11 protein-coding genes are annotated in these 13,373 nt (G+C 65.0%); 2 read left to right on the top strand and 9 right to left on the bottom strand.

Going from position 1 to position 13,373, the window contains the following annotated elements; translation table 11 throughout:
* Window positions 1–5: 5 nt before the first annotated feature.
* The 5 genes from phoU to pstS form a co-directional block, all read right to left on the bottom strand.
* Window positions 6–710 carry a phosphate signaling complex protein PhoU gene (phoU, locus tag DFLDMN_RS01320; RefSeq protein WP_423196740.1) on the bottom strand — a complete coding sequence of 235 codons (705 nt, stop codon included), beginning with the start codon at window positions 708–710 and terminating at the stop codon, window positions 6–8.
* A gap of 67 nt (window positions 711–777) precedes the next feature.
* Window positions 778–1,566 carry a phosphate ABC transporter ATP-binding protein gene (gene pstB / locus DFLDMN_RS01315; RefSeq protein WP_423196739.1) on the bottom strand — a complete coding sequence of 263 codons (789 nt, stop codon included), beginning with the start codon at window positions 1,564–1,566 and terminating at the stop codon, window positions 778–780.
* A gap of 45 nt (window positions 1,567–1,611) precedes the next feature.
* The gene (gene pstA / locus DFLDMN_RS01310; RefSeq protein WP_423196738.1) at window positions 1,612–2,514 is read right to left on the bottom strand and encodes a phosphate ABC transporter permease PstA; all 903 of its coding nucleotides are present in this window, start codon (window positions 2,512–2,514) and stop codon (window positions 1,612–1,614) included.
* Window positions 2,511–3,476 (bottom strand): phosphate ABC transporter permease subunit PstC, encoded by a 966-nt coding sequence (gene pstC / locus DFLDMN_RS01305; RefSeq protein WP_423196737.1) that lies wholly within the window; start codon window positions 3,474–3,476, stop codon window positions 2,511–2,513. The genes pstA and pstC overlap by 4 nt, the downstream gene beginning before the upstream one ends.
* A gap of 126 nt (window positions 3,477–3,602) precedes the next feature.
* The gene (gene pstS, locus DFLDMN_RS01300) at window positions 3,603–4,634 is read right to left on the bottom strand and encodes a phosphate ABC transporter substrate-binding protein PstS (RefSeq protein ID WP_423196736.1); all 1,032 of its coding nucleotides are present in this window, start codon (window positions 4,632–4,634) and stop codon (window positions 3,603–3,605) included.
* A 338-nt stretch (window positions 4,635–4,972) separates the two neighbouring features.
* Here pstS and DFLDMN_RS01295 point away from each other — a divergent pair, with 338 nt between their 5' ends.
* Complete coding sequence (locus tag DFLDMN_RS01295; protein ID WP_423196735.1) at window positions 4,973–7,480, top strand: hypothetical protein; 2,508 nt, start codon at window positions 4,973–4,975, stop codon at window positions 7,478–7,480.
* A 184-nt stretch (window positions 7,481–7,664) separates the two neighbouring features.
* Here the strand turns inward: DFLDMN_RS01295 and glmM are convergent, their stop codons facing one another.
* The 4 genes from glmM to DFLDMN_RS01275 form a co-directional block, all read right to left on the bottom strand.
* The gene (glmM, locus tag DFLDMN_RS01290; protein WP_423196734.1) at window positions 7,665–9,008 is read right to left on the bottom strand and encodes a phosphoglucosamine mutase; all 1,344 of its coding nucleotides are present in this window, start codon (window positions 9,006–9,008) and stop codon (window positions 7,665–7,667) included.
* A gap of 17 nt (window positions 9,009–9,025) precedes the next feature.
* Complete coding sequence (folP, locus tag DFLDMN_RS01285) at window positions 9,026–9,898, bottom strand: dihydropteroate synthase (RefSeq protein ID WP_423196733.1); 873 nt, start codon at window positions 9,896–9,898, stop codon at window positions 9,026–9,028.
* A 79-nt stretch (window positions 9,899–9,977) separates the two neighbouring features.
* Window positions 9,978–11,864 carry an ATP-dependent zinc metalloprotease FtsH gene (gene ftsH / locus DFLDMN_RS01280; protein WP_423196732.1) on the bottom strand — a complete coding sequence of 629 codons (1,887 nt, stop codon included), beginning with the start codon at window positions 11,862–11,864 and terminating at the stop codon, window positions 9,978–9,980.
* 147 nt (window positions 11,865–12,011) lie between these two features.
* Window positions 12,012–12,677 (bottom strand): RlmE family RNA methyltransferase, encoded by a 666-nt coding sequence (locus tag DFLDMN_RS01275; protein ID WP_423196731.1) that lies wholly within the window; start codon window positions 12,675–12,677, stop codon window positions 12,012–12,014.
* 83 nt (window positions 12,678–12,760) lie between these two features.
* Here DFLDMN_RS01275 and DFLDMN_RS01270 point away from each other — a divergent pair, with 83 nt between their 5' ends.
* The gene (locus tag DFLDMN_RS01270) at window positions 12,761–13,279 is read left to right on the top strand and encodes a YhbY family RNA-binding protein (protein ID WP_423196730.1); all 519 of its coding nucleotides are present in this window, start codon (window positions 12,761–12,763) and stop codon (window positions 13,277–13,279) included.
* Window positions 13,280–13,373: the final 94 nt, after the last annotated feature.

The raw sequence follows: 13,373 nt of genomic DNA, 5'->3' as shown, positions 1-13,373 counted from the left end.
GCGCATCAGCTCAGCGCTTCCCGTTCCATGTCTTCGCGCGAAACGTGACGGACATCGGTGCCCTTGACGATATAAATGATGAATTCCGCGATGTTCTTGGCGTGGTCGCCAATCCGCTCCACCGCCTTGGCGATAAAGAGAAAGTCGAGCGCGACGGAGATCGTACGCGGATCTTCCATCATGTAGGTAATGAGCTTGCGCACGAACGCACGGAATTCGTCGTCGATGGCCTTGTCGTCCTTGACGATGCGCGCGGCGGCCACCGTGTCCAGGCGGGCAAACGCGTCCAGCGCCTGGCGCAGCAGCGAAATCGCCATCTCGCCCGACAGCTTGACCTCGGCGTAGTTGATATTGTGCGCCGCCGCGTCTTCCATGATGTGCTTGGTGCGCTTGGCGACCTTCTCGGCTTCGTCGCCCGCGCGCTCAAGGTTGGTGATGGTCTTCGAGATCGCCATGACCAGGCGCAGGTCGCGCGCGGTGGGCTGGCGGCGCGCGATGATATTGCCGCAGTCGGCGTCGATTTCCACCTCGAGCTGGTTGAGCTCGTGCTCGCGCGAAATCACCTGGTCGGCGAGATCGGGATCGAAGTCGGCGAGCGCGCGCATGGCGAGCTCGATCTGCGATTCCACCAGACCGCCCATCTGCAGCAGCTTGGTATTGATGGCGTTGAGGTCGGCGTCGAATTGCGTCGACAGATGCTTGTCAGTCATGATGTTCTCCTGGCCGCTATGCGGTTTGGTACGCGTTCACGCTTTCCGGATGACGTCTGTCGCATCCTCAGCCGAAACGGCCGGTGATGTAGTCCTCGGTTTCCTTGCGATGCGGCTTGATGAAGATCTTCTCCGTCTCGCCGAACTCGATCAGTTCGCCCAGGTACATGTAGGCGGTGTAATCGGAGCAACGCGCGGCCTGCTGCATGTTGTGCGTCACGATGACCACCGTGTATTCATCCTTCAACTCCGCGATCAATTCCTCGATACGGCCCGTGGAAATCGGGTCCAGCGCCGAGCACGGCTCGTCGAGCAGCAGCACTTCGGGGCGGATCGCGATACCGCGCGCGATGCACAGCCGCTGCTGCTGGCCGCCAGACAGCCCGTAGCCGGACTGGTTGAGCTTGTCCTTGGTTTCGTTCCACAGCGCGGCCTTGGAGAGGGCCCATTCCACGCGGTCGTCCATTTCGGAGCGCGACAGCTTCTCGAACAGACGCACGCCAAACGCAATATTGTCATAAATCGACATCGGGAACGGGGTCGGCTTCTGGAACACCATGCCGACCTTGGCGCGCAGCAGCGAAATGTCCTGCTTGCTGGTCAGGAGGTTCTCGCCGTCGATACTGATCTCGCCCTCGGCGCGCTGCTCGGGATAGAGCGCGAACATCTTGTTGAAGGTACGCAGCAGCGTGGACTTGCCGCACCCCGACGGGCCGATGAACGCCGTGACCTTGCGGTCCGGGATCGACATGTTGATGTTCTTGAGCGCGTGGAACTGGTTGTAATAGAAGTTCAGGTTGCGCACGTCGATCTTGGCGCGCACGGTATCGGGAATGTCGATGACGGTGGAAGTCATGCTCATGTCTCGCTGGAATTCGGTGAGGGGGCCACGTGGCGCCGGTTATTTCTTGAACAGCATGCGCGCGACGATATTCAGCGCCAGCACACCGATGGTAATCAGGAACACACCGGCCCAGGCCAGTTGCTGCCATTCGACGAACGGGCTCATGGCAAAGCGGAAGATCGTCACGGGCAGGTTGGCCATCGGCTTGTCGAGGTCCGCGCTCCAGAACTGGTTGGAGAGCGCCGTGAACAGCAGCGGCGCGGTCTCGCCCGCGATCCGGGCCACCGCCAGCAGCACCCCGGTGATGATGCCGGCGTACGACGACTTGACGGTAATCGACATCACCATCTTCCACTTGGGCGTGCCGAGCGCCACCGCGGCCTCGCGCAGCGCGTTGGGCACCAGGTTCAGCATGTTCTCGGTGGTGCGAACCACGATCGGAATCTGCAGCAGCGCAAGCGCGCAGATGCCGGCCCAGCCCGAGAAATGGCCCATGCGGGTGACCACCAGCGCGTAGACGAAGAGACCGATCACGATCGACGGCGCCGACAGCAGGATGTCGTTGATAAAGCGGATAATGCTGGCCAGCACCTTTTTCTGACCATACTCGGCCAGGTAGATCCCCGCCAGGATGCCGAGCGGCGTACCGAGCAAGGTGGCCAGGGCCACCATCACGAAGCTGCCGAAGATGGCGTTGGCCAGGCCGCCGCCCGCGGTATTGGGTGCGGGCGTCATCTGCGTGAACAGGTCGAGCGACATGCCGCCCACGCCGAGCGAGATGGTGGTCCAGAGAATCCACGCCAGCCAGAACAGGCCAAAGACCATGGCCAGCAGCGACGCGGTCAGCGCGTACAGGTTGGTGCGGCGGCGCGACGACTGCAGGCGCGCGCGAATGGCGTCCGAGTCGGGACGGACAGCCGGAATCGAGGCCGATGCCACGGCTTGAGTCGCTTGGTTCATTTGCCCCCCTCGTTCTTGGCAAGACGCAACAGCATGACTTTGGACAGCGCCAGCACCACGAACGTGATGAAGAACAGGATCAGGCCCAGCTCCATCAGCGCCGCCGTATGCAGGCCGGCACCGGCTTCGGCAAACTCGTTGGCGAGCGCCGAGGTGATGCTGTTGCCCGGCGAGAACAGCGAGACGTTGTCGAGCAGGTTGGTGTTGCCGATCACGAACGTGACGGCCATGGTTTCACCGAGCGCGCGGCCCAGGCCCAGCATCACGCCGCCGATCACACCGGCACGGGTATAAGGCAGTACCACGCGCCACATCACTTCCCACGTGGTGCAACCCACCCCGTACGCCGATTCCTTCAGCAGCACGGGCGTCACTTCAAACACGTCGCGCATCACCGAGGCGATGTACGGAATGATCATGATGGCCAGGATGACGCCGGCACACAGCAGGCCGATACCGAGCGGCGCGCCCTGGAACAGCTTGCCAATCACCGGCACCTGGCCAAGGGTGGCCGACAGCGGCTTCTGGAAGTATTCGCCGAAGATCGGCGCAAACACGAGCAGCCCCCACATGCCGTAGACGATGGAAGGCACGGCGGCGAGCAGCTCGATGGCGGTACCGAGCGGACGGCGCAGCCACGCGGGCGACAGCTCGGTAAGAAACAGGGCAATGCCGAAGCTGACCGGCACGGCGATGATGAGCGCGATCAGCGAGGTCACGATGGTGCCGTAGATCGGCACGAGCGCGCCGTACACGTCGGCGGGCGGATCCCATTCGGCGGTCCACAGGAAACTCAGGCCGAACTGCTTGATCGAGGGCCACGCGCTGATGGCGAGCGAGACGATGATGCCGCCCAGCAGCAGCAACGTCACGATGGCGGCGCCGCGGGTCAGGCCGCCGAACAGGATGTCGCCGGTGCGGCTCGGTGGCCGTACGGCGGGAAGATCGGACGAAGTCGCCATGGTGGGGTCTGGAATACGTAGATACTTGGGATGCGGGCCGCCCCCCTGCTGCAGGCGGCCCGTCCGGGCCGGCTGCCGGTCATGGAACGCGGTGCCCCACGACGCGGCTGGCAGGCCAGACTCGGCTTAGTACAGCGACTTGCCCGAGCCGTCCTTGACGGACTGCTTCCACGTGGTGCGGATCTGGTTCACGACCGAATCCGGCAGCGGCACGTAGTCGAGGTCCGACGCCATGCTGCCGCCGCTCTTGTAGGCCCAGTCGAAGAACTTCATGACTTCCGCGCCCTGGGCCGGCTTGTCCTGCGTCTTGTGCAGCAGGATGAAGGTGGCACCAGCGATCGGCCATGCGCCCTTGCCCGGCTGGTTGGTCAGGATCTGGTAGTACGACTTGCTCCAGTCGGCACCGGCGGCGGCGGCGCGGAAGGCGTCGTCGCTCGGCTGCACCACTTCGCCGGACGTGTTCTTCATGTCCAGGTGGGTCATCTTGTTCTGCTTGGCGTAGGCGTACTCGACGTAGCCGATGGCGCCGTTCAGGCGCTGCACGAAGGCGGCCACGCCTTCGTTACCCTTGCCACCCGTGCCGCCAGCCGGCCAGTTGACGGTGGTACCTTCGCCCACGGTGCTCTTCCAGTCGGGGCTGACCTTCGACAGGTAGTTCGTGAAAATGAAGGTGGTGCCCGAGCCGTCGGCGCGGCGCACCGGCAGGATGTCCTGGCTCGGCAGCTTGACCTTGGGGTTCAGCGCCTTGATGGCGGGATCGTCCCACTTCTTGATCTTGCCCAGGTAGATGTTGGCCAGCACGTCGCCGGTGATGACCAGCTCGCCCGGCTTCACGCCTTGCAGGTTGACCACCGGCACCACACCGCCGATCACGGTCGGGAACTGCACCAGGCCTTGCTTGGCCAGGTCCTCGTCCTTCAGCGGCGCGTCCGAGGCACCGAAATCGACCGTCTTGGCGCCGATCTGCTTGATGCCGCCGGACGAACCGATCGATTGATAGTTGACCTTGTTGCCCGTTGCTTTTTGGTAGGCATCTGCCCATTTGGAATACACGGGCGCCGGGAAGGAAGCGCCTGCACCGGTAATTTCCGCCGCGAACGCAGTGCCCGCCACCACCATCGAAACGATGCCTGCTACGGCAGTCTTGACCAGCTTCATATGTCCTCCAGAGAACATGGTTGGGAATGACAAATTTTTGACAAGTCGAACTGTATGCGGTCTATATGACAGTTCCATGACATCTTCAGATCTTCTTCAAACTCGGCGGAATGGCGCGGGACTCGCTACCCCGGTGCTGCCGCCGCCACCCCTCGGATGGGTGGAAACTCTGGCGGTTAATTGCGTTGAAACCGCGAACGCGCCGGTTGACCTGAAGCCGATGGCAGGGAGATTCCGCGAACGGGCGCGACCGTCCGCGATATTTCGTGGCAAGGCGATTCGCGCCGATAGTGGCCACTGCTAGCTTGGCACCATGGCAACTCGAGCGAGCACGTGCGATGACAATCTGGCGATCCTGGTGCAGCCGGCTGGCGGCGCGAGCCGCCGCGTATCCCCCGCGCGTGCTCGGCACATGCCGGGCACGCCTTGCGATGAGCGTGCTGGCCGTCGCGGGGACCCTATGGACCCCGGCGCCGGCATGGGCCGATGCGTGCGTCCTCACCACCGCGTCGCAGCTGCCGCCCGCACTGTGCCTGGCCGGCGAAGGCGAACTCGACCTGCTCGCGCTGGCGCGGGAGCGGGGCCTGCCCGCCTATCCCGTGCAGCAGATCCGCCTCGACGACAATGCCGTCGTCGCGCTCTCCGATGCCTCCCGCTTTCAGGGGCGCATCCGCGTCATCCACACCACCATCGATCGCGCCGGCCTGGAGCGCCGTGGCCTGGCAGGTGGCAACGTGGGCGCGCTCAAGCTGCTGCCCACCGCGTGCATCTACCAGGATGCCGACTTCCGCGGCGCGAGCCTTTGTTATCCCCCCGGCGAGGTGGTGTCGTCCCTGCCGGCACCGCTCGACCGGGCAGTGTCGTCGGCGCGCGTGCCCCCGTCGCTGAGCCTCAAGGTTTCCACCGACGTGGTCAGGGCCGGGCGCGAGTCGACGCTGCGCCAGCACACCGGTGCCGCCGGACTGGCGGCCATCGGCATGCAGGACGCCATCCGGTCCCTGCAGGTCACGCGTACCGATCCCCCTTGCACCAGCAACTGCCTCATACCGACCACCGACGCATATGACCTGTCGGGCCTGTTCGGCACCTACTGGCGGCCCCGGGCCGCACGCGTGCCGCAGATCGCGATCGCGCTCGCCGCGGACGACGGCAAGAACACGCTGGTCCAGTACGGGCCCGATCTCGCCATCAGCGTGCGCTATACGGGCGCCGTCGCGCTTACCTTCCAACCCTCGCGCACGCTGGCCTCGCTCGCGCCGAATGCCGACGTGCGCTACGTCACCGTCGCGCTGTCGTTCCGGCCAGGCGCCTGGGTGGAACTGCAACTCGCACGCCACGATGCGCAGCGCCGGTATATCGATGCGACGGTACCCGTCACGTTGCCGTGGCCCACCCACATGGCCGATACGCTCTCGATCCGGAATGTGTCCGCCATCCGCCCGACCGAGATGGCCGAGCTGCTGGTCGGCGTGGCCACGGAAACGCCGCGCGCGGTGCGCGGCGTCGGCTGCAACAGCAACCCGATCTTCGCGATCATCAATGCGCTGTTTCACAATTGCACACCGGATCGGCAAGCGCTCAAGCCGACCGCGGAAACCAGCACGACCGCCGGCCGGCCGGCGGAGGACGGCTTCCTGGTCCTGGCCGGCCGTCTTCCCGCGCCCGCGAAGAAGACGACGGTGGACGCGCCGCCGCCGGGCAACAATGTCATGCCACTGGACAGAATCCTGTCGGATCAGCGCAATCCATTCGCCATCCATGCGGCGGCGCGGACTTGCAATGTGCCGCTCGAGAACCTGCCCGTGGTGCGCACCAAGCGCGCGCCGGGGGATTGTTTCGCGCGCACGAGCCGGCTGATCGAGCTGTACCAGCTCATATTTCCCGACCATTGGGATGCCGAGCAGTACACGCGCGTGGTCGACATGGCCCTCACCAACGGCACGATCGGCATCACCTCCGCCAACGACCCGGCGCTGGAAGCGGAGTTCGTGGCCCAGATCCGGCTGCAGACCGGCGCGCGCGACCAGCGCCGCGCGGATGCGATCCGGGCCTTCCACCATGCCAACGTCCTGCGCGCGTACTCGCTCGCCCGGCGCATGGACATGGAATCGCTCGCGATGCGTGCAGCCCCCGATGCGCAGGGCACGCCGCCGACCGGCAGCGCCAGCCCATCCCCGGCTTCGGCCTTCCATGACACGGAAGCGCTCCAACGTCATGGTGTGCTGGGACTCTATCGCCTGAACCTGCGCAGCTACGTGCCGCGCCTTGCGCTGCCACGCGTCCGCCGTGGGGGAGCCTGGGAGACGTCGTACGAGCCTTTTACCTTTGCCCGGGTACATGCCGGCGATGCTGGCGGACTGCACGACCTCGTGCTGCTGATGCGGCGATGGGCACAGGAATATCTGGCGGAGCCGGCGCCACCGGATGGGCGCTCGCCCTACCCCGATCATCCGTATGGCAACAGCGTCTTCCTCGCATCCTCGGGAGCCAGCATCGCGATGGGTATCGTGGACGAGATCGAGCAGGCCGACGCGGACAACGAATACATCATCGTCAGTTACCAGGGCCAGCCGATGGCCGTGCTGCAGGGGCGCATACCACGGCGCCGGTCACTGGTGGCCGAAGTCGGCATGGTGGTCAGCGCGCCGCGCAACGTGCTGTCGCCCGAAACGGAAGGCACCGTCCGTGGCGCGGCCACCTACGCGCTTCATCACTTCCTGCAATATGCGGAGCACCGCGGCATGGAGTCGGTACTGACCGATGCGGTCAGCCTGCCGTCCGCGTTGGTCAAGCAGCGGGCGGGCTTTCACCTGGTGGACGACGACAGTCCGACCAGCAAGCGCTGATGTGGAGGGGTGATGTGGAGGAGTGATGTGGAGGGGTGAAGTGGCGGGGCGGGTGCGGAGGGCGTGGAGGCGGTGGACGCGATGGGGGTGGACGCGATGGGGGTGGACGCGATGGGGTGGACGCGATGGGGTGGACGCGATGGGGCGGCGACGTTCCGTCGCCCCACCCGCGCCCGGCCTACCCTCAGGACTGCAGCGCCTTGGCCAGGGTCTGGGCGGCCCGCTCAGCGGTTTCCACCTGCTCGGCTTCCACCATCACGCGTACCACGGGCTCGGTGCCCGAGGCGCGAATAAGCACGCGGCCTCGGCCTTCGAGTTCGGGCTCCACCTGCTCGCGCGCGGCCTGCAGGCCGGCGTGGCTTTTCCAGTCGAAGCCTTTTTCCACCCGCACGTTGATCAGCGTCTGCGGGAACAGCTTGACGCCCTCCAGCATCTGGGCCAGCGTCTTGCCGCTGCGGCGCAGCGCGGCCAGCACCTGCAGCGCGGAGACGATGCCATCACCGGTGGTATGCCGGTCAAGACAGAGCAGGTGGCCCGAGCCTTCGCCGCCGAGCATCCACTTGTTGCGGTTGAGTTCTTCCAGCACATAGCGGTCGCCCACGTTGGCACGCACGAACGACACGCCCAGGCGCCGCAGCGCCAGCTCGACGGCCATATTGGTCATCAGCGTACCGACCGCGCCCTCGACCTTCTGGCCCGCGGACTGACGATCGCGCACGATCACGTAGAGCAGCTCGTCGCCGTTGTAGAGTCGCCCGTTCGCATCCACCACCTGCAGGCGGTCGGCATCGCCGTCGAACGCCAGGCCGAGATCCGCGCCATGGGCCTTGACCGCTTCCACCAGCTTGTCGGGCGCGGTGGCGCCATAGCCGGCATTGATATTGCGCCCATCGGGCTGGTTGCCGATGGCGAGCACGTCGGCGCCGAGCTCATGGAACACGTGCGGCGCGATGTGGTAAGCGGCGCCATGCGCGCAATCGACCACGAGCTTGAGGCCGTGCAGATCCTGCTCATACGGGAACGTGCTCTTGCAGAACTCGATATAGCGACCCGCGGCGTCGTCGATACGACGCGCGCGGCCGAGATCGTCCGAGCGCACGCAGTCCATCGGCGCTTCCAATGCGGCCTCGATCTGCGACTCCACCGCATCGGGCAGCTTGTCACCGGCCGACGAAAAGAACTTGATGCCGTTGTCGTAGTACGGATTGTGGCTGGCGGAAATCACCACTCCCGCGGCCAGCCGCAGCGCGCGCGTCAGGTAGGCAATGCCCGGCGTGGGCAGCGGCCCGGTCAGCAGCACGTTGACACCGGCCGAGGTAAAGCCCGCCTCGAGCGCGGCTTCGAGCATATAGCCCGAAATGCGCGTGTCCTTGCCGATCAGCACGGTCGGCTTGCCCTGGTCCGTCCGCTGACTGAGCGCCAGCACCTTGCCCGCGGCATAGCCGAGGCGCATGACGAATTCCGGCGTGATCGGCGTCTCGCCGACCCTGCCCCGCACTCCATCTGTCCCGAAATATTTGCGTGTCATGTTGTTCTCTCTCTCTGCTATTGCCGCGCCGGTTCGTGCGCCGCGGCAACCGATTCGTGACGGATCGCCCACCACGTCCTGAGGGCGTCCACCGTCTGTTCTACATCGTGCACGCGCACGATAAATGCTCCGCGCTCGGCAGCGCATACCGCCGCGGCCAGGCTGGCCGCCAACCGCTGCTGCGGCGGCTTGCCACCCACGATGGCGCCGAGGGTGGACTTGCGCGACAGCCCCGCGAGAATCGGCAGGCCGTCGATTGCCAACCGCTGCAATTGTCCGAGCAGACGCAGATTATGATCCGGTGTCTTGCCAAAGCCAAAGCCCGGATCCAGCGAAATACGCGTTTTGTCCACGCCCGCCGCGCGCAGGGTTGACACGCGTTCGCGCAGGAACCCGGCCACCTCGCCCACCACGTCGTCGTAATGGGGATCTTCCTGCATCGTCTGCGGATCGCGCTGCATGTGCATGACGCACAGCCCCGCCTGGCCCTCCGCTACCGCCGCCACGGCGCCGGGCATGCGGAAACCCCAGATATCGTTGATCAAATCCGCTCCGCCCGCCAGCGCCGCGCGCATGACCTCGGGCTTGTAGGTATCGATCGACAGCGGCTTGCCGCAATGCGCAAGTGCCTCGACGATCGGCATCACGCGCTCGAGCTCCTGGTCCAGCGGTAGCGCGGCCGAGCCAGGCCGGCTCGATTCGCCACCGATATCGATGATGTCCACGCCTTCGCCGATCATCTGCTCGGCGTGGCGGAGCGCGGCGTCGCGCGAGGCGTGCCGGCCGCCATCGGAAAACGAATCGGGCGTGACGTTGAGAATGCCCATCACCAGCGGCCGTTGATCAAGGGCAAAGCGGTAACGACCGCACTGGAAAAACGATGTCGACAACTTGGCTCCTGCAAAAGAAAAAAGCCGGTGCGCGTGCACCGGCTTTCAGGCTGCCAGCATGCTGGCAGCAATACCAGGTTCAGGCCGTGGCGGGCGCGTTGGTCGGCGGCGTCACGGGCGAACCTCCGGGCGGCGTGCTGCCGCCACCGTTCGGGCCCGAGACCCCACGCGGCGGACGCGGCGGCTTGCCGGCCATGATGTCGTTCACCTGTTCGGCGTCGATCGTTTCCCACTCCATCAGCGCGTTGGTCATCGCTTCGACCTTGTCGCGGTTCTCTTCGAGCAGGCGCTTGGCCAGCGCATACTGATCGTCGATGATGCGGCGGATCTCGGCGTCGACCTTCTGTTGCGTCGCCTCGGACACGGTCTTCGACGACAGCTTGCCGAACATGCCGTCCTGCTCGGTATCGACATAGACCATCGCGCCAAGCGTATCGCTCATGCCGAAGCGGGTCACCATGTCGCGCGCGATCTTCGTGGCGCGCTCGAAGTCGTTGGACGCGCCGGTGCTCATGGCGTTGAGGAACACCTCTTCCGCTGCCCGGCCGCCGAAGAGAATCGCGATCTCCTCGAGCATGTTGTCCTTGTACTTCGAGTACTTGTCGTGCTCCGGCAACTGCCAGGTCACGCCCAGCGCCCAGCCGCGGGGCATGATCGTGACCTTGTGGACCGGGTCGGCCTTCGGCAGCAGCTTGGCCACCACCGCGTGACCGGACTCGTGGTAAGCCGTGGCCTTGCGCTCTTCCTCGCGCATGACCGTCGACTTGCGCTCCGGACCCATGTAGATCTTGTCCTTGGCGTCTTCGAAGTCCTGCATGTCGACCACGCGCTTGTTGCGGCGGGCGGCAAACAGCGCGGCCTCGTTGACCAGGTTGGCCAGGTCGGCCCCCGAGAAGCCCGGCGTACCACGCGCGATCACCGAAGCGTCCACGTCGTTGCCGATCGGCACCTTGCGCATATGGACCTTGAGGATCTGCTCGCGGCCGCGGATGTCCGGCAGGCCCACGTAGACCTGGCGGTCGAAACGGCCCGGACGCAGCAGCGCCTTGTCGAGCACGTCGGCACGGTTGGTCGCGGCAATCACGATCACGCCCGAGTTGGCCTCGAAGCCGTCCATCTCCACCAGCATCTGGTTCAGGGTCTGCTCGCGCTCGTCGTTACCGCCGCCCATGCCGGCGCCACGATGGCGACCGACTGCGTCGATTTCGTCGATGAACACGATGCAGGGCGCCTGCTTCTTGGCGTTTTCGAACATGTCGCGTACGCGGGCCGCGCCCACGCCGACAAACATTTCAACGAAGTCCGAACCCGAGATGCTGAAGAACGGCACCTTGGCCTCGCCGGCGATGGCACGCGCCAGCAGCGTCTTGCCGGTACCCGGGGGGCCCACCAGCAGCACGCCGCGCGGAATGCGGCCGCCCAGCTTCTGGAATTTCTGCGGATCCTTGAGGAAGTCCACCAGCTCGACCACTTCTTCCTTGGATTCGTCGCACCCGGCAACGTCCTGGAAGGTGACCGCGTTCTGGTTTTCATCGATCAGGCGCGCACGCGACTTGCCGAACGAGAAGGCGCCGCCTTTTCCGCCGCCCTGCATCTGCCGCATCATGTAGAACCAGAACACGATGATCAGCAGGGTTGGTCCGAGGTAATACAGCGCCTGGACCAGGACATTGGGTTCGTCGTCGGCCTTGCCGGTGACCTGCACGCCGTATTTCATCAGGTCGCCGACCATCCAGATGTCGCCCGGCGAAATGATGGTGTACTTGGTGCCTTCCTTCGGTGTCACCACCAGGTTCCGGCCCTGTACGTCGACGCGGCTCACCTTGCCGTTCTTCGCATCGTCCATGAACTGCGAATAGGTGACGCCGTCCTGCGCGCGAGGTTTGTCGAACTGCTTGAAGACGGTGAACAATACCAGCGCGATCACGAGCCAGATTGCCGCCTTTTGAAACAGGTTGTTATTCAAGGCCGAACTCCTTTGCAATTGCCTTGCCAACGGGTAGCTGCATTGCATTGTAATGCAGCGCCCGCCCCCGGGGGGAAAACCCAAATCTATGATGCCGATAGTGCCCGTTGCGCCCCATGGGGAAAACCCATGAGCCACCCACCCGTCTCAATCGACCGTTTTCAGATGCCGCCCAAGGATAAAGGTTTCTGCTGATTTGTCGCGCGACGCCTTGGGCTTGCGTTTGGCGACCACCCGGAACTGGCGTTTGAACTTCTCCACGATCTGGCTGTAGCCACTGCCGTGGAAGCACTTTACCAGTAAAGCCCCGTCCGGCTTCAGGTGCGCCTGGGCAAATTCGAGCGCGAGATCGCATAAATATTCGATCCGCGCCGCATCGGCCGAGGCCACACCGGACAAATTGGGGGCCATGTCCGAGATAACAAGGTCGATGCGCGAGCCGCCGGACGCTTCCAGCACCACCGCTTCGAGCTGGTGAAATACCGATTCCTCGCGAAAATCGCCCTGGATGAATGTGACGTCGGCCACCGGCTCCATCGGCAGGATATCGATGGCCACCACCGCGCCGTCGATCTTGCCATCCCGGGCACGCGGCGAGGCCGCCAGGCGGTTGCGCGCATACTGGCTCCAGCTGCCCGGCGCGGCGCCCAGGTCGACAATGACCTGGCCCGGCTTGATCAGCTTGTCCTGCTCGTCGATTTCCTTGAGCTTGTAGGCGGCGCGCGCACGGTAGCCCTCGCGCTGCGCCATCTTTACATAAGGATCGTTGATGTGGTCGTGTAGCCACGACTGGTTGAACTTGTTCTTGGCCATGTTTTGCCGTAATACCCGATTTTTTGCCGCCAGCGGACCCCGATTTGGCGGATAATACGCGCCACTTCGATTCCGCAGATCCCATGCCCGCCCTACAACTGATTCCCGCCCAGCGTTCCGAACTCCGCTCCCGTGCCCACGGCCTCAATCCGGTCGTCATGATCGGTGCCGAGGGGCTGACCCGCGCGGTCCTGGCCGAGATCGACCGCAGCCTGGCAGCGCACGACCTCATCAAGATCCGCGTGTTCGGCGACGAGCGCGACACGCGCATCGCCATTTACGAAGCGATCTGTGACGACCTGGATGCCGCCCCGATCCAGCATATCGGCAAGCTGCTGGTGGTCTGGCGGCCCGGTCCGGCGCGCCTCAAGGAAAACCAGCCCGAGGAAATCGGCCGCCGTCCGCTCAAGCGCGGCAGCACGGGCACGGGCTCCGGCGCCGCGCCGCGCACCGTGACGATCCGCAAGCCGAGCGCCGCACCTAACCGTCGTCCGACCCGCAAAGAGGTGACGGTACTGGGTAACCAGCGCGTGACCGCGGGTGGCAACGTCAAGCGCTCGCGCGCCCGTCCGGCCAGCCAGAAGAAGAAGGCCCTGGGCTGAACGAGCGGTGTTGCCGCCCGGCCGTCCCGGGCATCGCCCCGGGCGGCGGCGGGGTAGCTCGGGGCCCAGGCTGTCTGCGGCCAGCAGTCCGGGG

The organism is Cupriavidus sp. H19C3, from assembly GCF_049393815.1.
Lineage (GTDB): Bacteria > Pseudomonadota > Gammaproteobacteria > Burkholderiales > Burkholderiaceae > Cupriavidus.
Note: the sequence above shows the minus strand (reverse complement) of the source record. Positions and strands in the feature narration are given on the sequence as shown.

Excerpts from the sequence above, each read along its gene's own strand:
- phoU (WP_423196740.1), bottom strand. The coding sequence starts at position 710 with ATGACTGACAAGCATCTGTCGACGCAATTCGACGCCGACCTCAACGCC.
- pstB (WP_423196739.1), bottom strand. The coding sequence starts at position 1,566 with ATGACTTCCACCGTCATCGACATTCCCGATACCGTGCGCGCCAAGATC.
- pstA (WP_423196738.1), bottom strand. The coding sequence starts at position 2,514 with ATGAACCAAGCGACTCAAGCCGTGGCATCGGCCTCGATTCCGGCTGTC.
- pstC (WP_423196737.1), bottom strand. The coding sequence starts at position 3,476 with ATGGCGACTTCGTCCGATCTTCCCGCCGTACGGCCACCGAGCCGCACC.
- pstS (WP_423196736.1), bottom strand. The coding sequence starts at position 4,634 with ATGAAGCTGGTCAAGACTGCCGTAGCAGGCATCGTTTCGATGGTGGTG.
- DFLDMN_RS01295 (WP_423196735.1), top strand. The coding sequence starts at position 4,973 with ATGACAATCTGGCGATCCTGGTGCAGCCGGCTGGCGGCGCGAGCCGCC.
- glmM (WP_423196734.1), bottom strand. The coding sequence starts at position 9,008 with ATGACACGCAAATATTTCGGGACAGATGGAGTGCGGGGCAGGGTCGGC.
- DFLDMN_RS01275 (WP_423196731.1), bottom strand. The coding sequence starts at position 12,677 with ATGGCCAAGAACAAGTTCAACCAGTCGTGGCTACACGACCACATCAAC.
- DFLDMN_RS01270 (WP_423196730.1), top strand. The coding sequence starts at position 12,761 with ATGCCCGCCCTACAACTGATTCCCGCCCAGCGTTCCGAACTCCGCTCC.